Origin of the sequence: Klebsiella sp. RHBSTW-00215 (genome assembly GCF_014103785.1) — a bacterium.
Classification (GTDB): Bacteria; Pseudomonadota; Gammaproteobacteria; order Enterobacterales; family Enterobacteriaceae; genus Klebsiella.
Genome location: NZ_JABXQS010000001.1, coordinates 2,242,855 through 2,262,814 on the forward strand (window position 1 = coordinate 2,242,855; position 19,960 = coordinate 2,262,814).

Genomic DNA, 19,960 nt, shown 5'->3' on the forward strand with positions numbered 1-19,960 from the left:
CCTTATTATTTACACACATCTTTACCGCGATAGATTCTTCAAGTTCAATTTAGGTAATAGAGATGCAGTATTACAAGTACTCAGCCCCACCGAGCGCAGACACCTCATGGAAGCCACTCCCTAAGAGGTGGCACTGATCTTGACCCGCCAGCCTGGCCTGGGTTCGCCAATTATAAAGGGTAGCTTCCGATATCCCTTCCTGTTGTGTAAGTGCGGTAACGGTCATGTTGTAGGGCGGCAGTAATTTGGCCAAAACGGCGGCTTTACGTTCCGGTGAATAGCGTTTCATAACAGGCTCCGTTGCCCCCATAGAGATTTTCAGTATGGGGTGTCAACTATCCTGCCAGAGGGGGCCATCGTCTGCTGGATAATGGCGATTTTCTCCTGAGTAGTCTTACGTTTACGGACTGCTTGCCCTAAAAGGATCCCGGTCATCTCAAAATTGGGTAAGCGTTCAGTGAGCCTTGCAATTACCCACAACTTCTGCAAGCCTAAAGATTCTTACTGACTTCAACTAATGGAATAATATGGTTTAAACTCAAGGCGATACAGAATGGTTAGCTCAGGAAGTTGACGAAGGTAGTTTCAATGACCGCAGACTCGGTCGGCGATTTCGTGAACTCATGGGTAATTTCTGGAAAAATATAGGAAGCACGATCCCGTTTGCCTGTCAGGACTGGGCTGGAACTAAAGCGGCTTACCGGTTTCTTTCAAATCCTCATGTTGATGAATCTGCCATTCTGCAGGGGCATTTTGAGTCCACACGACAGCGCGTTACAGCATTAAAAGATGAAACTATATTACTGCTTCAGGATACGACAACTTTTATTTATCAAAGAGATAATCCAGATATCATTGGGTATACCGGAACTACATCGGCATGGGGAAAGAGAAAAGATAAATCAAAAGGTAAGATCGTTAATTGTGGTATTTTGATGCACTCCAGCCTCGCTATAACCTCGCAAGGTGTGCCGTTGGGGTTATCAGCAATAAAATTCTGGACACGCAGAAAATTTAAAGGCACCAACGCCCTCAAAAGGAAAATCAATCCGACCCGCGTACCTATTGAAGAAAAAGAAAGTATCAGGTGGCTTGATAGCCTGCGTCAGTCGATGACTCTGCTGCAATGCCCTGAACGTTGTGTCCACGTTGGCGACAGAGAAAGTGATATTTATGAGTTGTTTTGTTTATCCCGGGAACTTAAAACGTCATTTCTGGTAAGAACTTGTGTTGACAGACTTGCTGGCGATGGAAAGCACACTATTTCTGATGAAATGCAGAATGAGTCAATAAAATGTATTCATAATGTTGTTCTGCGGGATGAGAATGAGAAAAGTCATGAGGTTATGTTATCCGTTCGGTGGAAAAAGATATTAGTGAAGCCTCCAATAGGTAAATCCAGACAATATCCTGATATAACTTTATTTGCCATTCATGCCAGAGAAGAAAATGAAACGCCTGGAAGGAAACCTCTTGAATGGAAACTACTGACTAATATTCCCGTCGACTGTAATGACGATGCTATCGAAAAACTCGAATGGTATGCACATCGTTGGAAAATTGAGACTTTTCATAAGGTTCTGAAATCAGGATGTAAAGCTGAAGATTCTAAACTTAGAACAGCAGAAAGGCTGAGCAAACTGATATCGTGTTTTTGCATTATAAGCTGGAGGATCTTTTGGCTGACAATGGTTAGCCGTGAATATTCAGATGTACCTGCCGAAATGGCCCTGACACATGCAGAATGTGAATTACTTGATAATGTCGTCAAAGACAATAAAAAAACTGAAAATGTTGCACCCCTACAGAGATATATTATAAAGCTTGCTCAGTTAGGCGGATATTTAGCCAGAGCCAACGATCCTCCTCCAGGAAACACAGTGCTTTGGCGAGGACTACGTCGGCTTAATGACATTCTTTATGGTTTTGAACTTTTGAGAGAATAGATGTGGGTAATTGCAAGACTGATAGGACGTTTACGTTGATTTATTGCAAATCCCGAGCGCTTATACATTTGTAATGTTTGAGGTGTCAGCTTAAAATAAAAGCACTCCGAAGTTGTCTCGGAGTGCTTTTTATGACTTACTCAATTCATTCTTAATTTATCAAGTTCTATCATATAATGTTCGCTATGAGGATGCATTCCTGAATCGAACGCACCTCTAAATGCCATTGAAAGCATGGTCATTAAGGAGTCATTTGATACATTAACTGACTTTTTATTCAGCAGTGTGTTCATCATTTCTTTAACAAACTTTAGTGCTAAACTGAAAAGAAAATGACCTCTAATATAGCAATAAATATCATTGCATCGTTCCTCCACAATATTTGAAGCTGCTAGTATCTCTTGGGGTGAGATTATTTTGTCTATTTCTTCCATTTTTTTTAATATTTTTTCAGTTGGAAATTTATCGCTATTCCATGTTTTGCCAAATAAACCATCTCCATGATCACCTAATATGTTTAAACCGGAACCGACAGCCTCATTTGCAAACTCACGAATAACTAATGGTTGCAGTTGATTTATAATGTACTCATGCCAATGCTGGACTGATAATGAACAGTATTCTTCCTCGCCACCAATTGATTTTCCTATACTTACGATGGCATCATTGTAAACTAGGGTATTCTCAACACTGTGACCAAAGGTAAAAAGCACCCTTTCATGTTGAGGTATTTTATTCAAAATATATTTATAATCCTTATCTCTAGCTACAAAAATTTCAAGATTTTCATTCAATATTTTATCTATGTAACTATCAATAATTGTACAGCTTCCCGCAATTTCAATAGAGATATCATTCACTCCCTTTGAGTCTAAAAGAGTTTTCCAAAAAACGCGATCAGTTGGTCCTTCGACATATAGGATAGCGCTAACTCTTTTGAACCTATTTATTACCGCTAGGGCTTTTGAACCACGAGGAATTCCTTTACTCATAGCAGATGTCTTCCATGTCTAGAATATTTTCTGGGTATTCACCCGCGACTTCTGGGGAGTGAGTTGCTACAATAATTTGAGCGCTTCTGTTTAGCATTCTTATAGATGGTAATATTTTGCTTTGCCAGTCGATATGTAATGAAAGCTCAGGTTCATCAGCAATGAATAATTTAGATTCACCATCCTGAAGAAGTGATTCAGTTAATAATATTAGGATCTGTTTTTCACCAGAGGAAAGTTTTTTGAAATCATATTCACTACTATTTCTATTCGCGTCTTTGAAATATAACCCTCCATCTGATAATAAAGTTATTGTTTTTCCATTAAAATATTTTTGGATCTCTTTTTTATAAATATCAAGGGGTCTAAATAGTTTTTTCCTTCTCCTCTCTGCAGACTTACCTGCCTGTAATATTTTTTTTGTTCTTTTTAAGAGTGGAAAGGCGAATATTTTATCGACATCAAAAACCCCTTTTTTTTCTGCAATAGCTTCTTGTAAATATGTTACGCTTTCCTGAATTGCATTGAAATGTTTACTGATTAGTTCTTTAGCTTTACCTTTTCTTAGAGTACTTTGGATGCCCAGCTGGTTGTAAGAGTTGGTAAAATTTTTCATTTCTTCTTGGAAATCAGTTTGAGCTAGTTCACTCAAACCAATTGAAGAGTCAATATCCTCATCGTAAAGAACTGAAATTAAAACCTCTTCTTGAAACTCTCTTGCAATCTCTTTTGATTCTTGAGCTTTCTTTAGTTGATAAACTTTTAGGGAAGGTGCGAATAAGCGGGGAAATTCTTCTCGGCTGACTCAGTCATTTCATTTCTTCATGTTTGAGCCGATTTTTTCTCCCGTAAATGCCTTGAATCAGCCTATTTAGACCGTTTCTTCGCCATTTAAGGCGTTATCCCCAGTTTTTAGTGAGATCTCTCCCACTGACGTATCATTTGGTCCGCCCGAAACAGGTTGGCCAGCGTGAATAACATCGCCAGTTGGTTATCGTTTTTCAGCAACCCCTTGTATCTGGCTTTCACGAAGCCGAACTGTCGCTTGATGATGCGAAATGGGTGCTCCACCTTGGCCCGGATGCTGGCTTTCATGTATTCGATGTTGATGGCCGTTTTGTTCTTGCGTGGATGCTGTTTCAAGGTTCTTACCTTGCCGGGGCGCTCGGCGATCAGCCAGTCCACATCCACCTCGGCCAGCTCCTCGCGCTGTGGCGCCCCTTGGTAGCCGGCATCGGCTGAGACAAATTGCTCCTCTCCATGCAGCAGATTACCCAGCTGATTGAGGTCATGCTCGTTGGCCGCGGTGGTGACTAGGCTGTGGGTCAGGCCACTCTTGGCATCGACACCAATGTGGGCCTTCATGCCAAAGTGCCACTGATTGCCTTTCTTGGTCTGATGCATCTCCGGATCGCGTTGCTGCTCTTTGTTCTTGGTCGAGCTGGGTGCCTCAATGATGGTGGCATCGACCAAGGTGCCTTGAGTCATCATGACGCCTGCTTCGGCCAGCCAGCGATTGATGGTCTTGAACAATTGGCGGGCCAGTTGATGCTGCTCCAGCAGGTGGCGGAAATTCATGATGGTGGTGCGGTCAGGCAAGGCGCTATCCAGGGATAACCGGGCAAACCGACGCATGGAGGCGATTTCGTACAGAGCATCTTCCATCGCGCCATCGCTCAGGTTGTACCAATGCTGCATGCAGTGAATGCGTAGCATGGTTTCCAGCGGATAAGGTCGCCGGCCATTACCAGCCTTGGGGTAAAACGGCTCGATGACTTCCACCATGTTTTGCCATGGCAGAATCTGCTCCATACGGGACAAGAAAATCTCTTTTCTGGTCTGACGGCGCTTACTGCTGAATTCACTGTCGGCGAAGGTAAGTTGATGACTCATGATGAACCCTGTTCCATGGCTCCAGATGACAAACATGATCTCATATCAGGGACTTGTTCGCACCTTCCATAACTCACCGTCAACTGACGCTTATTCTTCGGCGACACTTCTGGATCAAACGAATCTACAATACAATCGATATCAGTCATGGTTGCTATTCCTTCATAATAGTAATTGTGATCAGCGGTGCGGGTGTGCGCCAACACATTCGCACCGCGCTAAATAACACCTGTAAACCTAACCAGTAATAAACGCAAAGTCCAGAATTTAATCGAACATAATAAACGCCTTTAACCGCATGTTAAGAATGAATGAAATACGTAATTCGATTATTTAGCTCCAACGGTAAATACCTTTCCTGATATTGCTTAAATAACCAAAAAACAGTCTTGAACAATAATACAAACTTAATACCTGAATCAGGATGAAAATATCAAATCAAGAACACCCCAACTCTTTCGCCAGCGTACCTTTATGGGTCTTCAGGCCTTGGGTAATCTCCGGCGGCAGGGCAGACCAAAAAGAGAGCGCCGGATGGGTTCGTTGCTCAATCTCTTCCACCGTTACCTGATAATCACAAAAACTGGCGCTTTTTGGCGTCGCCTGATCCAGTAAAAACGCCGCGTATTCGCCTTTATCCGGACTGGAGCCGATAAAAATAATCTTCCAGTAGCCGCTGGGGATCTCAACGTCGGGCGCGGCGGGCAGGGTGGCAATATGCCGTTCGAACAGCGGCCCGGTTACGGACCAGACTGCGGTGACGTCGCTGCGCTCGGCAAGGGCGCGCTCCTTATCCTCCAGCCTTGCCCACGCACCTTGATTGAGCCCGGACTCCTGCGGCGTAATATTGGAGAGATAGTTTAATGTCTGCCAGTCCGCGCTTGCGCCCAGCCCGGCGAGCGGGGCCTGATGCCCGCGATCGATCGTCAGCGCCGTGCTTGCCCCTTTATAGGCAGCAGGGGCTAACGTATCTGCGGCGGGTAAATCCGGATCGCGCTTCCAGCTGCGCGAGCGACCGCTGGCCTGGCTGGCTTTGGTGATTTTATACGCCACCCAATTAGCGAATTTGCTGCGGCTGTTGTTATTCAGCGTATACGCTTCGCGAACCAGCGTCTGTGCGCTTCCGCCGGTCGGGCAGCCCACTTCACAATTATCGATGGCGGATGCGCTGGCGGCGCACGCTAGCCCTAAAAATAACGATGGCAACAGGCACAAAAATCTATATATCTTCATTTTATTTATAACGTGATAGCGAACGTGAATCCAAATTCATAAACAGTAGAAAGACGCTGTTAATAACAAAGCGGCGCAATTCATAAATGAATTAGAAAGATGAAGTGAGAGAATAAAAACAACCAGAAAAATGCGACAGAGTGAAATATCACAAGATGATTAAACATCACGCCGGATGATGTTTTTTGATAATCAAATGATGTTGGATGATGCCAAATAATATATTTTCACCCAACACTCTGGACTGATCGTGATGTGAGAATGTTTGATGAAGGACAAAGGGACCTGCAACCTCTGATATTGTCTGAAAAGAATAAAAGAGAAGGGAAAACACTTCTCTCCGTCACGGGCATTGTTCAGACTACGGAAAATTATCCGATAGGGAGAAACGGTATGAAAAAGGGAATCAGGGCAGGGCTGCTGACATTAGCCGTGCTCAGCGCCCCCGCGCTGGCGGAAAAAAGCGGCGTTTCATTCAGCCATAAAGACTGGGAAGTGGTTTGTGATAACACGTTGACCTGCCGGGCGGCGGGATACAGCCCCGACGAAGGTGCCGGTGGTTCAGTACTGCTGACCCGTCAGGCCGGAGCGGGGACTGCGGTGTCTGGGGAACTTATGCTGGCGGATATTACCGATAGCGATGTTTATCCTGACAAGCTGACGCTGTGGATTAATGACCAGCCAGCGGGCGAAGTGAAGCCTGGAAAAGAGAGCTGGCCACTGTCGGACAAACAGGTCCAGGACATCATTAATGCGGTCAAAGGTAGCGGAAAAATTGAATTTAAAGGCGGTCCGGACCCGTTTGTGCTCTCCGGCGATGGCGCTTATGCGGTGCTGCTGAAAATGGACGATGTTCAGGGGCGAATTGGCACGCCTGGCGCGCTGACCAAAAAAGGTGATAAACCGGAGAGCAGCGTCCGGGCCGCCGTTCCCGCGCCGGTGATTAACCAGGTTAAGCCTGAGAAGGCTCAGGAAAGAGCGCTGACAGCGCCTGAACTGGCGATACTCAAGCCAAAACTTTTGGTAACCCTGAAGGAAGATGACTGGTGCGATCGCATCCAGCCTGAAGAAGGGGAGGAAGCAGAAACCATCAGTCTGACGCCGCTGGATAACGCCCACTCGCTGATTTCAGCGCTGTGCTGGCGGGCGGCATATAACGAGGGGTACGGTTATTGGGTGGTTGATAGCAAGCTTGAAGGCAATCCCGCTCTTATTACCGTTTCAGGATCTGAGTATGGCGAGGGTGAGATTTTCATGAGCCAGAAAGGGCGCGGTCTCGGTGATTGCTGGGGAACGGCAAGCTGGGTCTGGGATGGCACAACGTTCCGCAAAAGCCGCGAGGCAACAACCGGAATGTGTCGATATTTACGCCTGGGCGGTACCTGGGATCTCCCCACTTGGGTAGCCGATGTTAAACCTGGAAAGTAACGCGCTGAAATAACGCGGAAATCATTCCCTCCGGCACATTTATCAAAGTCAGTGCCGGAGGATAAGGTGATCGCCACTGTATATCGATAATGTCATTGCCTCAGCAGGTCGACGCCTTGTTCAAAATAACAGCCTATCTAATGTATTGCTAACTCGAATTAGTTTATGATTAAGCAGTTCTGTTCGTTATGGAAAATGATGTTATGACCAAAACTGTTGAGCAAGTCGCCAGAGCGCTGGAAATCTCGATTACTACCGTGCGGCTGGTGCTGGGGGGTAAAGCTGAGCAGTACCGCATCAGCGCTAAAACGCAGCAGCGTATTAATGACTATATCGCTGAGAACGGGCTGGTCGTTAACCACATCGCCCGCAGCCTGAAGCTCAATAAAACCGAGACCTTAGGGCTGGTGATCCCGCGCCTGTCGAACCTGTTTTTCTCCACGCTGGCGGAAAAGCTGGAAGCCTGCTGCCGCCAGGCAGGGTATCAACTGATGATCGCCTGTACCTACAGCGACAGCGAGCATGAGAACAGCCTGGTCGAAGGGCTGCTGGCGCGCAATGTCGATGGATTATTTGTCGTGCCTTCTAATCGGGAGACACAGTTGCATCATCAGAAGGTAGCGCGCAAGCGGCCGCTGGTGCTGCTCGACCGTGATTTTGGCGAGAGCGACGTATCGCTGGTGGTGAGTGATAACTACAACGGCAGTAAAAAGCTGGTGCAGGCGATGACTCAGGCGGTAGATGTCTCGCCGATTTTTTTTATTGCCGGGGATACCCAGCAGCCGTCTATCCAGCGCCGTTTGCAGGGTTATCTTAGCGAGCTGCCCGCCGGGAAAGAGTGGATTTTATCGGCCAGCCATAACCGTCAGGAAGAGGGTAAACAGCTGATGCTCGATTTTCTCCGCCAGCATCGGGAGCCGCCGAAGGCGTTTATCGCCTCATCGCTGCCGATTCTGGAGGGGACGCTAAGCGCGCTGCGGGAAACTTATGGTTTTATTCCGTCGGATATCCCGATTGGGACCTTCGATGAACATCAGATGTTAGGTTTCCTGCCGAATGCGGTGTGGTCGATGCGTCAGGACGAGGACGCCTGGGCCCAGCACGCGTTTCATCTGATGCAGCAGAAGCTGCAGGGCGAGAATGCCGACGTGAAGATCACGGTGCCAATGACGCTGATTCATCGCCCTTTGTCGGTGGAAAAGCAGCGGAGTTAAGTGGACGCGGTAAAAGACCCTCACCCCGGCCCTCTCCCTGGAAGGGAGAGGGGGAAAAGAGCGTAGGAGCTGGCATATGCCGCGTAGCCCGGACAGGTACGCAGTACCGCCTCCGGGAACGCTTTATGTCATCAGCCGCTGAACAAAACGCACCGCCAACTCGGCGTCTAATTCCGGCGGCAGGCCGCTGATCCCTACGCCGCCTATTGCCAGCCCATCAAGCATCACCGGCGCGCCGCCTGGCATTGCCAGCAACTGCGGGTCGTGAAACACTTCCAGCCGTAGGCTACCGGCGCTAACTTCTTCCGCAAGCCTTGCCGTTGGGCGGCGAAAGCGCAGGGCAGTCCAGGCCTTGCGCTGTGCGAGCTGGCGCGGCAGCGGCGGACAGCGAGCGTGTGCGCCAAAGGCGATAAGCTCGCCCTCCGGCCCCACCACCGCAACCGAGAGCCCCCGGGTCTGTGCATCTCCTTCGGTCTCCTGTAAAAACAGCGCCACCTGCTGGCAAACGGCGCTATCGTTCAGGCGTCTCTGGGTACATAGCCTGTCATTGCCGGGCATCGGCGATATACCCCCGTAAGCGCAGATAGAGTTCATCCAGCTCCCCTTTCTGCGCCGCCGTCAGCGCCACAAACGGCTCGCGGGTTGGCCCGGTATCGACGGTCTCTTTACCGGCAAGATACTTCGCCGATTGGAACACGCCGCGCGCCACCAGGTTTTCCACGACTTCGTTAATCTGCTGCTGTAAGCGCTGCGCCCGGGCGATATCGCCCTGCTTAAACGCGCTGCGCAGAGCGAGAAACAGCTCCGGCTGGAGGTTGACCGTGGTGCCGACAGTGGCCGTCGCACCTGCCGCGAGGCTGGAAAGGAAGATCTCATCGAAACCGTTAAAGAACACTTTGTCCGGATAGCGGGCGATCATCCGCTCCAGCGAATAGAGGTTATGCGAAGTATGTTTAACCCCCAGTACCTGCTCGTCGCCGAGCAGCGCTTCGGCGGTCTGATGGTCAAGCTCGACGCCGGTAAACTGCGGAATATTATACAAAATCACCGGAATCGAAATGGCGTCCAGTACCCGACGGTAGTAGGCGATAATCTCCTCGCGGCTGTATTTGTAGTAGTAGGGCGGTACCAGCGATACCGCGCTGGCCCCGTCCTGCTCGGCGCTTTTTGCCAGCTCGATGGCATCCTGGGTGCGCGGCGTTCCGACGTGGGAAATTACCGGCACTTTGCCCTCCGCCGCCTGTACCAGCGTTGCCAGCACCTGCCTGCGCTCATCGAAACGCAGTAACGGCCCCTCCCCGGAGGAACCGCAGCAGTAAAAGCCTTCAACACCACGCGCCAGCTGGGCACGGGCGAGGGTGTCCAGCGCCGCATAGTTTACCGACTCGTCGGCATGCATCGGCGTTACCACGGCGGAGATAATACCGCGAAAAACCTGCCATTTATCGTTTACCATGCGGTCCAGCCTCCATCCACGACGACGTTGGAGCCGGTCATATAGACCGACGCGTCGGAGAGCAGGAACACCACCGCACCGTTGTACTCATGGGGTTTTGCCATCCGTCCAATCGGAATGCGGTTGGTGTAGTTTTTCTGAAAACGCGGATCCTGGTCGCTACGCTCAACGCCGGAAAGGGTCAGGGTATTGACGCGAATGCCGTCGCGGCCCCAGTAGGTGGCGCAGTAGCGGGTGAAGTTATACAGCCCGGACTTTGCCGCTGAATAGGCTACCGGCTTGACGAACGGAATACCGGTATCCTCTTTTTTATAGCTATAGATATCCTGCACCGGGGAGACCACGCCGTAGATCGATCCGACGTTGATAATCGAGCCGCCTTTGCCGGCCTGTTTCATACGCTTGCCAACCTGCTGGGTCATCAGGAAGGTGCCGACCAGGTTCACTTCCACCACCTCGCGGAATACCTCTTCCGGAAACTCCTCAAACGGGCCGGAAACTTCCGGCGGCGCGCTGGGTTGGGTATCAACACCTGCATTATTCACCAGGCCATCCGGCACGCCCCATTTCGCTTCGATGCTATCAAGAACCCGGTTGATGCTGGCTTTGTCGGTAATATTCACTTCCGCACATAGCAGGCGGTCGGAGTCCTTTATCGCCCCCAGCACGCGATCGATACGTGCGGCATCGACGCGGGTGGCTAGCGCCGCCACCTTTGCGCCGCGCTCATGTAAGGTCTTCACGTACTGCGCCCCCAGCTGTCCAAGGCCGCCGGTCACGATGATGACCTTGTCTTTAACTGAGAATAACGTGTCTTCCATTGTCCTTTCCCCATCACTGAGTGGTTAGATTTTGTGTGTTGCGAGATAGTCACGATCGAGAATGATGCCGTGGCCCGGTCGTTCGCTCGGCACGTAGTAGCCGTCCACCTCTTCGCCCGCTTCGGCGATAATGCGCAGATCTTTCCAGCGTCCGCCGTCGGTCATTTCGGCGTAAGAGATATTCGGTACCGTCGCCAGCAGGCTGGCGCTGAGCTCCATGACAAAATGCGGCGTCATCGGCAGGTTGTGCGCGCGGGCGACGGCGGCGATATCCAGATAACCAGTGATCCCGCCGACGCGTCCGAGATCCGCCTGGATGTAATCCGCACAGCCGCTCTCGATGTATTGCGTGAACTGGTTTAAGTTATAGACGTTTTCGCCCAGCGCGATAGGCGTAGTGCTGCGTTCGCGCAGCTTGAGATGGCCGGTGATATCATCGGAGGGCAGAGGCTCTTCAATCCATAACAAGTTGAGCGGCTCGAACAGCTTGAACGCGCGTAGCGCCTGCGGGAAGTTCCAGCCCTGGTTGGCGTCCACCGCCAGCGGAAATCCCGGCACCGCTTCCTGAATTTTGCGCAGGCGCTCCACGTCTTCTTCCAGCGTCGGTTTGCCGACTTTCACTTTCGCCGCCAGGTAGCCGGTGCTTTTCCAGCGTTTGACCTGGTCGATCACTTCTTCGATAGACAGATGCAAGTTGATGCCGCTGCCGTACAGCGGAACGCGATCGCGCACGCGGCCAATAATGTCGATGATTGGCGTGTTAAGTGTTTTGCCCAACAGATCCCAGTAGGCGATATCCAGCGCCGCCAGAGCATGGGTGGTGACGCCCGCGCCGCCGACGTCGTGAATATGTTTATATGAGCGATGCCACAGGCCGCGCGGCGAGAGCGGCTGGCCGATCACGTCCGGGATAATCTCAGCAATCAGCGCGGAGATGGTTTTTCCACACCAGCCGGAAGTGTGGCTAAAACCGGTACCGACGTGGCCGTTTGAACCGTAGACATCAACAATCGCCACTTCGATATCGGTGACGTGGTGAATCTGATCCCCCCATGGGCCTTCCGGCAGCGGGACGCGGGCGGTCATCAGTTCGATATTTTCAATCACGGGCATTTTTGTGCTGTTCATCTGATTCCTTCCTTTATGTGTTCAGCGGGGGCCGCACCTGCGGCCCGGGCGATTAATGTTTAGAGGTTGAGGCCGGGGATTCATGACCCTGCAGGGCGATTGCCGGGCTGGCGTCATGTTCTTGATCGTTTTCGTCGCCCACCGCATGACCAAAGACTTCCGGTAGCAGGAAAATGGAGGCGAGGAAGGCGCAGAACGGCGCGATAGCGATAATCATTGAGGCGACTGGCACGCCGACTGCCTCAAACAGGGCCGGGAATACCAGAGTCGTGACGAAGGCGGTGACCTTGACGATGGTGTAGCCGATACCGGAAGCCACGCCGCGGTAGCGCGGTTTTGCCACCAGGGAGATGACCGTCATCCCGCTTTCAGAGTCCCAGTAGTGACCCCACAGCATCAGCGCTGCGCCGAAGATGATAAAAGCGAAGCTGCTGCTGTAGACGCCCCACGCCGAAATCGAGATACCGATGGTCACCAGCAGGAAGCCGTATTTGCTCAGCCCTTTATGGCCGAGTGTCGGCAGCAGCAGTGGGCCAACGAACGCCGAGAGCGCGGCGATGCAGTTCACCGCCAGCAGAGCGAGGTTGTTCTGGATCTGCCCGGAAATACCGATGGTGACGAGGATCAGCGGCAGGAAGAACGAGAAGGCATAGTTCTCAAACGACTGTACGGCGCAGGAGAACCAGCCGAACAGGGTCGTGCGGCGGGTAAACGGGCGACGGAACAGATCGTGCAACGTCTCTTTGAGCGTCGGGTCGGCGATAGCGACGTTTTCGTTGGGCAGAATGTCGTCCAGCAGGCGGCCATCCTGTTCGCCGTAATATTCGCGGGAGGCTTTTTTGGCTTCGATAAAGCGGCCGCGTTCCACAAACCACGCTGGAGTTTCCGGTAGCTCCCGACGCATAAACAGCAGCAGACAGGCAGGAATGGCCGGAACCGCCAGCACGATACGCCAGATCATATCCGGGTGAACATCAAGCGCGACCAAAGTAGTGACCAGCAGGATAGCGGCGATAATCCCCAGCGCGAACATAAACTGCCAGCGGTTAGCCATCACTTCACGCTTGCCTTTCGGCATGACTTCCATGATGTAGGTAAAGCCGTTGGCCACGTCCGCGCCCACTGGGATCCCGGCGAGGCAGCGAATAATCGCCAGCCAGTACATATTGGGCGCCAGGCCCTGAAGAACGGCGAAAATCGCGAACAGGATCATCGACCAGAGGAAAATTTTGCGCCGTCCGAGTTTGTCGGTCAGCCAGCCGCCGAGCAGCGCGCCGATAACCGCGCCGAGCTGAGTACCGGCGGCGGTAAAACCGAGCAGCCAACTGCTGGGTTCATAAATGTCTTTCAGGGCGAATAAGATAAACGCCATGGAATAAATATCCCATGACTCAATTAATAATGCGGTGATCATTAGCCATCCCGCTTTGGTACAGCCGGGGGCTTCCTGTAGGTCGAGCCGTTTCTTTGCCTTTTGGATAATAAATTCAATATGTTGCTGCTGATACATATAATCCTCTCTCGTCCGGGCAAGCAAAAGGCCCGCCCGGACAGATGCGCGTTGACCCGCTCTTTATGGGCGATAAAGAGACGAATTAAGCGGATGTTTGCCAGGATCGCTAACAACGTAAAAATTACATAAGCGAATCAGTTTTTATTTCATTAATAAATGAGCATCGCCTGCGATAAAGACTTTTATATTTTGCGTCAGCGCCTGGGCAATAAAGGCGTTCAGCACTTCGGATAAAACCTCCTCCTCTACGTAAGCCAGACTGAGATGGTTGCTTTGGTGTCCCGCCATTAAATCGTCGCGCGAAACCCCGTCGAGAACGGCGTTGAGTAGCGGCCACTCGTAGTTGGTCGCCTTGCGGCGGCGTTCGAATTCGTCATGCGGTAGTTCGACGGCGGTGCCGGTGCCGATATGCAGGATCACCTGAGTGCCTTCATAGTGCGCGCGCGCCCAGATAAAGCGTCCGGCTTTGCCCTGTCCGGCGATAGTCGAACCGCCGTAGGGGAAGAACATCGGCGGCTGGCGATAGCCGGTGGCTCCGGCGATCCCGCCTTTCAGATGAGCGAACGGGACCGCGCCGGAGATCTCCAGATCCCAATAAAATGTGCCATTGTATTCGCTACCCCAGCGGATATCGTGGAGGGTGGTTTCGCTCTCCATACCCAACGCGCCGAGCAGTTTCGCCAGCATTACCTGCGGGATGGCGCTGCCCATATCCACCTCGTTGATACAGGGGATTGGCACGTCCGGGCAGATAATCTCGCCGTTCTCATCCGGGATCGGGAAGCGTTCGGCGTTGCCGATAGCGCCCTCTGCAAAATCAGAGGCCGCACAGCTGTCTTTGAGTCCCTGTTGATACTGTACGCCAACCGCCGTCAGCCCGAATCGCTTCACGAAACGCGCCATAGCGATCATCATTGCGCACTGTTCCAGCACCTGCTCCCGGGTGAGATCCTGCGCGCTGTCAGGGCCGAATTTGAACTGCATTCCACGGGTTTCGTACCAGTCGAGGCAGGCTTCGCGCAGGGCGGCCGGTACTTTATTCATCTCAACCAGCAGCGCCGATTGCGACAGCGACTCCACAGGCATCCCCACGTCGATCATTGCTTTTTGCGGGAATACGCCGTTGATCATCCCCATACAGAAGGTGTCGAACAGGCCGACAATGGCTTTATGTTTGAGGATCGACTGCCCAACTTTAACGCCAATCTGCCCGGCTTCGCTGGCCAGCAGCGGCGCGCTGGGGGCGACCGGGTGGAGATAGCCCAGCTTATGGCTGAGATGGCCATCGCGCAGCCAGGTCTCTAAGCCACGAATAAACGCGTCATCGGCAAAGGTTTCGGACCATAGCCGCGAGTAGTTACGCTCAAGGCTGGTGAGGCATCCGGCCATGCAGAGCATGCCGACCAGGCCCGGCCAGGTGCCATCGAAATTGGCGAGCAGCAAAATGGGGCCGCGATGATGCACCAGCGAAGGGGCAAGATGGTGAGAGTATTGCCAGGCGGTCAGCAGGACGATAACCGGCGCATCCGGATCGATTTGGGCGAACAGATCGCTACCTTCCTTCTGGCTGCTGATAAACCCGTGACCGCGGCTCTCATTGACCGGATGGGCGCGGCGCAGGCGGTAGCCTAATGTTTCCAGCGCCGCTTCCAGACGCTGTTCAAATAATTTTTGCGTGGGCCAGCAGGTGACGTTAGCCGGTTCGCGGAGATCCGCATTGGTGACCATCAAAACTTCGCCTGATTTCGGGGTAATAAACTCGGCTTCCGCGGGTAACGTTAAATTCAACATGTGAATTTCTCCTGTAGGGGATAGGTAGCTTAGTTATCGTTCATCGTGCTGCGCATGGTTTCGTGCCGTATCAGCCGCTTCTTTGGTTGCTGATTTCATTAGCTAACTCGAATTAGCAAGTTAAGGTAAAAAAAAGACAGGGACAAACCCTTTACCGGGATTTTGTGATGGCAATCAATATTGTTTTGTTAAGGTGTTGATAATTAAATTTTTATTTAATTCTTTCTGACTGTGGATGGATAAATGCCTGTAAAAGCGTTGAGAAGGTGGGAAAAAAGGGTGAAGAGAAGTGGGTTGGTTATTCTTGATCACTAATTAACTAGTATTTCATTTATTTTTAATGGTTTATGTCATTTTTTAGATCGTCTTGCCGGCAACGGTGATTTGCATGAGTGTTAAAATTTAACCGATCCTGGTCACACTCTTTTAGCATTTACGTTGTGAATCTCTGTATCTTGTTATAATTAGCTAATTCGAGTTAGCTTGCTGGCGATTTTCCCTTCGCCACTGCTGTTAGCCAGGCGCCGCCCGATTTAACAATAATGATTCAGGACAGAGGATTTAATGATGACTATGCTTACCTCGCCAGCCATTGCCCCTGCAAAAGACGAACAAACATCGCTACAAAAGCATGAACGAAGAAAGCTGATCACCGTGCTAGGCTCGGGTTTATCCGGCACAACCATCGAGTTCTATGACTTTTTTATTTACGGTACCGCCGCCGCGCTGGTGTTCCCGTCGCTCTTTTTCCCCAATCTCTCACCGCTGATGGCGCTGCTGGTATCTTTCCTGACGCTGTCGATCACCTTTGTGAGCCGACCCATCGGGGCCATCGTTTTTGGCCACTACGGCGATAAAATTGGCCGTAAAAAATCGCTGGTGCTATCGCTGATGATTATGGGAATTTCGACGTTCTGCATTGGTTTAATTCCCAGCTATGACACCATCGGCAACGCCGCGCCGCTGATCTTGATTTTTCTGCGTCTCTGTCAGGGATTCGCCATCGGCGGCGAGTGGGGCGGGGCGACCACGCTTATCACCGAATATGCACCACGCAATCGTCGTGGCTTTTTTGGCACTTTTGTCCAGTTAGGTAACGTGCTTGGATTGTTTATTGCGACTGCCGTTTTTGCGCTGGTGGTGATGCTGCCGGAAGATGACCTGATGTCCTGGGGCTGGCGCGTGCCTTTCCTGCTAAGTATCGCGTTGCTGTTTGTCGGCATGTTTATCCGTTCGCGCATTGAAGAGACGCCGGTATTCCAGGAAAATCAGAAACAGCAGCAGAACGCGCCGAAAGCGGCGGAACAACAGTTTCCGATTCTTGCCGTGCTGAAGCACCATCGCAAAGCGGTGTTCCTGGCGATGGGCATGCGCATGGGGGAGATTGTGCTGGGCTGGTTGACGGTGGCGTTCTTCATGTCGTACGTCACCAGAGAGCTGAACTTCACTCGTGAAACGGCGCTAAATGGCCTGCTGTTAGCTAGTTTCGTTGGTATCTTTACCTTCCCATTCTTTGGCTGGCTATCCGATAAAATTGGCCGTCGGCCGGTGTATCTTGCAGGGGCTGCCATCACGCTGATCTTTGCCTTCCCGCTGTTCTGGATGATCGATTCTGGCTCGGTGAAAATGTTTATGTTCGCCACCACCTTCTGTTATTCCGTTGGGCTGGGGATGATGTTCAGCGTTCAACCCGCTTTCTTTTCGGAGCTATTTGACACCAGCGTGCGCTATACCGGCGTGTCGTTAGGCTTCCAGTTGGCGAATATCGTTGGCGGCTTAACGCCGATGATTGGCACTTTGCTGCTGGTGTGGTCCGGCGGCGAGTCGTGGCCTATCTCGCTGTTCCTTGCCTGTATGGCGCTGATTACTATCCTCTGCGTATGCATGACGCGGGAAAGCTATAACGATGAACTCAATGAGGTGAAGAAGTAATTTGTGAAGGTTTGCCCCGCCAATGGCGGCGGGGCGAGCATATCAGAACAGATTAAACTTATATTCGATAATCACTTCCGAGGAGAGCGAGTTGGCCCGGCTGTAATGACCGTCGGTCAGCACCGGGGTTTTGCCATTCATTTTATAAGACCAGCCCGGTCCGAACATCGCCCAGACGGTGAGGTTTTTCAGCCTCGGATGCGTTGGCACCCAGCGGCTAAAGGCGTTGATTTCGCCAGTACGGACATGGTTGCCACGGTAGTTAAACTGGGCAATGTTACCGGCCAGGCCGATAGCCAGCTCCGGCGTCAGGTTGTAATCCGACATATTGGAGAGCACCAGTTCGCCGTCGCGCATATAGTCATTACCTGCATAGGCCATTGAGGTAAAGGTGCCGCGCGAGTTTTTGCTCATGTGACGTGGATAGAATCCCACTTCATTAGCCTTACTGGCATCGGTATAGCCCAGACCCCATTTGGTGCTCCAGTTGTCGGCCTGCCACTTAACGTCCATAGCGATATGCCAGGCGTCGTCGTCAAAATCACGCTTATTGGCCGGCATGTTTTTGTACTCATCCAGCGCATGGGTGGCGTACACCTGGGTACCAATATTCAGTGCTTTCATCGGCTTAAGATTAGTGAACAGGATATGGCGGCGCAGATAGTTATCGCTTTCACCATAGGCGTACTGCATGTTCAAGAGTTCGCTTTGCCACAGAATATCGCCGCTGGCGATGTGGTTAATATATTGTCCGCTATTGGTCTGAAAGCGTTTCTTATCCGGCGAGTTGCGATCCATCGAGCTTTCGATGTACGCACCGCGCAGCGTAAACGGACCATAGTTCACCGCGCCGGTCCAGCCTAAATAGGTCGTCGGTGAGAGGCGGGTGGAGTTGGAGATGACGCCGTAGTTTTTCATCGTCTGCCAGCCCCAACGGGCATTCAGGTTGACGTCTTCCAGGCGGTATTGCAGCTTGACGTTGCGTTGGCCAATTTTTGAAAAACCTTCGGCGTTGCTTTTTTTATTACCGCTGCCGTCATTGTAGAGTACGCCACGGGAGTTAAAGTAATCGCTGGCACCGAGTTTCATCGCCCCGTAGTAGGTGGCATCAAAACCGATAATATCGGCAAAATAACCTGACTGGTAATCCACTGCGACGCCCTGACCCCAGGCGTTATGGACCTTTTTCGGCTCGGTTTCTTCTTCCTTGAGATATTTCCAGTAGTTTTTAAAAGATAAGGACATGTGCGACTGGCTAAATAACGGGTCGTCGAGCACGGTATTAACCATATCGCGTTCTTGAATGCTGTTTTTGGTCGTGGAGGACCAGACGCTGGTGGGAATAGCCAGCATCATAATGGCGACTGTAATTGTATTGATTTTCATAATAAACCCCAGAGTTGGGACGCAGCGATCCGGGCGAGACAATTTCGCCTGCAGCCTGCAGTAATGAATAACTAAATGCTGGTTTTATTTTTTATCGAGAGATTGTTTTCCGGCTTCGACATATTTCATGGTGCCGATTTCAGGAACGGTATATTTTCCGTCTTTATAAACAATTTTAACCACGGCAGCATTGGCGAGTGGTTTGTTTTTCGCGCTATCGTCCGTTAAATCTGAAATCATTATCTGCATTGCAGTGCCGGATGAAATCGCCAGCACGTTTTTATCGCCGCGGGCCTGCGCGTTTTCAACGATTGTATGCAGGGCTGCCTGTGTACGCGTTTTGACCTGCTGATAATTTTCCGCCATCCCTTTAGGGTCGGCAGCCGCTAGTGCATTCTGGTTGGTATCAACAGATAGAGTGCCGGCCTTCATTTGGCTGAAAAGCGCGGCGCCATCTTTAAGACCCAACTGTTTTGCCCCTGCGTCGGCCATATCTTTGTTATAGCCACCTTCGAAACCGCCGAAGAACGCTTCGCGCAGGCCGCTTAGTTCAGTAAGTTGGTAATTACTCACTCCGGCTTGCTTAAGGATTACCTGCATGGTCTCCCGCTGGCGTCCGGCATCGCTGGAATAGAAGCTATCAAACGGAATGTCTTTTAACCCCTCGCCAAGATAGCGTGCGACGCGGATACCGTCTTCGGTGAGCGGTGAATCTACCCAACCCTGAACGCGATCGAAAGTATTCAACAGCGTCTTGCCATGGCGGGCAAAATAGATATTTACGCCATCATCATTTTTGACCTCTGCGGCGGAGCAGGTTGCCGCACCTGCCGTCATCATTAATGCAATTAGCCACTTCTTCATATTATTCTCCATCTGCATGGTCTTTTTATAAGCAAAAAAAAACCTACCTCAGATATCCGATACGAAGCATAAATAACATCATGCTTGCTCGAACTTTCTGACGTAGGTTTCGCCTGTTCTTTAACAGTAACAATCCAACATCGACTACGGTATCACCAAATATTCTAAAAAACATCCCTTGTGATTATTGATGTCAATAAATGTGATCATCTTCATGGAGTTGATTTTGTGATTGAGAAGTTTCTCATGATTAAATTTCGGATTAATTGGTGGTTTTTTATTGAAATAACATTCAGTGCTTGAGGTCTGTCACAAAATACAGCGTCATACGCTGGACTCTTCACTCATCAGGCGTTATTTTTT

15 protein-coding genes and 2 pseudogenes are annotated in these 19,960 nt (G+C 50.8%); 4 read left to right on the plus strand and 13 right to left on the minus strand.

Translation table 11 applies throughout. The features are described from left to right. Positions 1-142 precede the first annotated feature (142 nt). Positions 143-289: pseudogene (locus HV127_RS10705) on the minus strand (transposase); the annotation flags it as partial. A gap of 274 nt (positions 290-563) precedes the next feature. On the opposite strand from HV127_RS10705, the pseudogene HV127_RS10710 reads away from it, so the two are divergent. Next, positions 564-1,946: pseudogene (locus tag HV127_RS10710) on the plus strand (IS4 family transposase); the annotation flags it as partial. A 140-nt stretch (positions 1,947-2,086) separates the two neighbouring features. Here HV127_RS10710 and HV127_RS10715 read toward each other — a convergent pair. The 4 genes from HV127_RS10715 to HV127_RS10730 form a co-directional block, all read right to left on the minus strand. Further along, complete coding sequence (locus tag HV127_RS10715) at positions 2,087-2,938, minus strand: DUF4435 domain-containing protein (RefSeq protein WP_117089949.1); 852 nt, start codon at positions 2,936-2,938, stop codon at positions 2,087-2,089. Further along, positions 2,931-3,662, minus strand: coding sequence for an AAA family ATPase (locus tag HV127_RS10720; RefSeq protein ID WP_220471437.1), 732 nt, complete (start codon positions 3,660-3,662; stop codon positions 2,931-2,933). The genes HV127_RS10715 and HV127_RS10720 overlap by 8 nt, the downstream gene beginning before the upstream one ends. Positions 3,663-3,850: 188 nt before the next feature. After that, the gene (locus HV127_RS10725; protein ID WP_042934497.1) at positions 3,851-4,831 is read right to left on the minus strand and encodes an IS5-like element IS5 family transposase; all 981 of its coding nucleotides are present in this window, start codon (positions 4,829-4,831) and stop codon (positions 3,851-3,853) included. Between the two features lie 438 nt (positions 4,832-5,269). Beyond that, a complete protein-coding gene (locus HV127_RS10730) occupies positions 5,270-6,064 on the minus strand; it encodes a DNA/RNA non-specific endonuclease (protein ID WP_182235944.1) in 795 nt (264 codons plus the stop codon). Between the two features lie 393 nt (positions 6,065-6,457). Between HV127_RS10730 and HV127_RS10735 the strand changes: the two genes are divergently transcribed. Together HV127_RS10735 and HV127_RS10740 are read left to right on the plus strand one after the other, a co-directional pair. Beyond that, entirely contained in the window at positions 6,458-7,492 is a 1,035-nt protein-coding gene (locus HV127_RS10735; RefSeq protein WP_182235946.1) for a DUF1176 domain-containing protein, read from the plus strand. A gap of 203 nt (positions 7,493-7,695) precedes the next feature. Beyond that, positions 7,696-8,706, plus strand: a complete 1,011-nt coding sequence (locus HV127_RS10740) for a LacI family DNA-binding transcriptional regulator (RefSeq protein WP_182235948.1) — start codon at positions 7,696-7,698, stop codon at positions 8,704-8,706. 123 nt (positions 8,707-8,829) lie between these two features. On the opposite strand, the gene HV127_RS10745 is transcribed toward HV127_RS10740, so the two are convergent. The 6 genes from HV127_RS10745 to HV127_RS10770 form a co-directional block, all read right to left on the minus strand. Continuing rightward, positions 8,830-9,264 carry a heme-binding protein gene (locus tag HV127_RS10745; RefSeq protein ID WP_182240619.1) on the minus strand — a complete coding sequence of 145 codons (435 nt, stop codon included), beginning with the start codon at positions 9,262-9,264 and terminating at the stop codon, positions 8,830-8,832. Beyond that, positions 9,251-10,162 carry a dihydrodipicolinate synthase family protein gene (locus tag HV127_RS10750; protein WP_182235950.1) on the minus strand — a complete coding sequence of 304 codons (912 nt, stop codon included), beginning with the start codon at positions 10,160-10,162 and terminating at the stop codon, positions 9,251-9,253. The genes HV127_RS10745 and HV127_RS10750 overlap by 14 nt, the downstream gene beginning before the upstream one ends. Then, on the minus strand, positions 10,156-10,983 hold the full coding sequence (locus HV127_RS10755; protein WP_142463586.1) for an SDR family oxidoreductase: 828 nt from the start codon (positions 10,981-10,983) through the stop codon (positions 10,156-10,158). The genes HV127_RS10750 and HV127_RS10755 overlap by 7 nt, the downstream gene beginning before the upstream one ends. A gap of 24 nt (positions 10,984-11,007) precedes the next feature. Beyond that, positions 11,008-12,111: a mandelate racemase/muconate lactonizing enzyme family protein gene (locus HV127_RS10760; RefSeq protein WP_134184959.1), complete on the minus strand. Its 1,104-nt coding sequence runs from the start codon at positions 12,109-12,111 to the stop codon at positions 11,008-11,010. Between the two features lie 52 nt (positions 12,112-12,163). After that, the gene (locus tag HV127_RS10765) at positions 12,164-13,621 is read right to left on the minus strand and encodes an MFS transporter (RefSeq protein WP_181483811.1); all 1,458 of its coding nucleotides are present in this window, start codon (positions 13,619-13,621) and stop codon (positions 12,164-12,166) included. A 144-nt stretch (positions 13,622-13,765) separates the two neighbouring features. After that, positions 13,766-15,415, minus strand: coding sequence for a signal transduction protein (locus HV127_RS10770; protein WP_182235952.1), 1,650 nt, complete (start codon positions 15,413-15,415; stop codon positions 13,766-13,768). A 567-nt stretch (positions 15,416-15,982) separates the two neighbouring features. On the opposite strand from HV127_RS10770, the gene HV127_RS10775 reads away from it, so the two are divergent. Next, on the plus strand, positions 15,983-17,347 hold the full coding sequence (locus tag HV127_RS10775; RefSeq protein WP_182240621.1) for an MFS transporter: 1,365 nt from the start codon (positions 15,983-15,985) through the stop codon (positions 17,345-17,347). Positions 17,348-17,389: 42 nt separating this feature from the next. Here the strand turns inward: HV127_RS10775 and HV127_RS10780 are convergent, their stop codons facing one another. Together HV127_RS10780 and HV127_RS10785 are read right to left on the minus strand one after the other, a co-directional pair. Then, positions 17,390-18,733, minus strand: coding sequence for an OprD family outer membrane porin (locus tag HV127_RS10780; RefSeq protein ID WP_182235954.1), 1,344 nt, complete (start codon positions 18,731-18,733; stop codon positions 17,390-17,392). A gap of 84 nt (positions 18,734-18,817) precedes the next feature. After that, positions 18,818-19,597 carry a histidine phosphatase family protein gene (locus HV127_RS10785; RefSeq protein WP_182235956.1) on the minus strand — a complete coding sequence of 260 codons (780 nt, stop codon included), beginning with the start codon at positions 19,595-19,597 and terminating at the stop codon, positions 18,818-18,820. Positions 19,598-19,960: the final 363 nt, after the last annotated feature.

Bases quoted from the DNA above. Each gene is read 5' to 3' on its own strand.
- HV127_RS10715 (WP_117089949.1), bottom strand. From the start codon at position 2,938: ATGAGTAAAGGAATTCCTCGTGGTTCAAAAGCCCTAGCGGTAATAAAT.
- HV127_RS10725 (WP_042934497.1), bottom strand. From the start codon at position 4,831: ATGAGTCATCAACTTACCTTCGCCGACAGTGAATTCAGCAGTAAGCGC.
- HV127_RS10730 (WP_182235944.1), bottom strand. From the start codon at position 6,064: ATGAAGATATATAGATTTTTGTGCCTGTTGCCATCGTTATTTTTAGGG.
- HV127_RS10735 (WP_182235946.1), top strand. From the start codon at position 6,458: ATGAAAAAGGGAATCAGGGCAGGGCTGCTGACATTAGCCGTGCTCAGC.
- HV127_RS10740 (WP_182235948.1), top strand. From the start codon at position 7,696: ATGACCAAAACTGTTGAGCAAGTCGCCAGAGCGCTGGAAATCTCGATT.
- HV127_RS10745 (WP_182240619.1), bottom strand. From the start codon at position 9,264: ATGCCCGGCAATGACAGGCTATGTACCCAGAGACGCCTGAACGATAGC.
- HV127_RS10750 (WP_182235950.1), bottom strand. From the start codon at position 10,162: ATGGTAAACGATAAATGGCAGGTTTTTCGCGGTATTATCTCCGCCGTG.
- HV127_RS10755 (WP_142463586.1), bottom strand. From the start codon at position 10,983: ATGGAAGACACGTTATTCTCAGTTAAAGACAAGGTCATCATCGTGACC.
- HV127_RS10760 (WP_134184959.1), bottom strand. From the start codon at position 12,111: ATGAACAGCACAAAAATGCCCGTGATTGAAAATATCGAACTGATGACC.
- HV127_RS10765 (WP_181483811.1), bottom strand. From the start codon at position 13,621: ATGTATCAGCAGCAACATATTGAATTTATTATCCAAAAGGCAAAGAAA.
- HV127_RS10770 (WP_182235952.1), bottom strand. From the start codon at position 15,415: ATGTTGAATTTAACGTTACCCGCGGAAGCCGAGTTTATTACCCCGAAA.
- HV127_RS10775 (WP_182240621.1), top strand. From the start codon at position 15,983: ATGACTATGCTTACCTCGCCAGCCATTGCCCCTGCAAAAGACGAACAA.
- HV127_RS10780 (WP_182235954.1), bottom strand. From the start codon at position 18,733: ATGAAAATCAATACAATTACAGTCGCCATTATGATGCTGGCTATTCCC.
- HV127_RS10785 (WP_182235956.1), bottom strand. From the start codon at position 19,597: ATGAAGAAGTGGCTAATTGCATTAATGATGACGGCAGGTGCGGCAACC.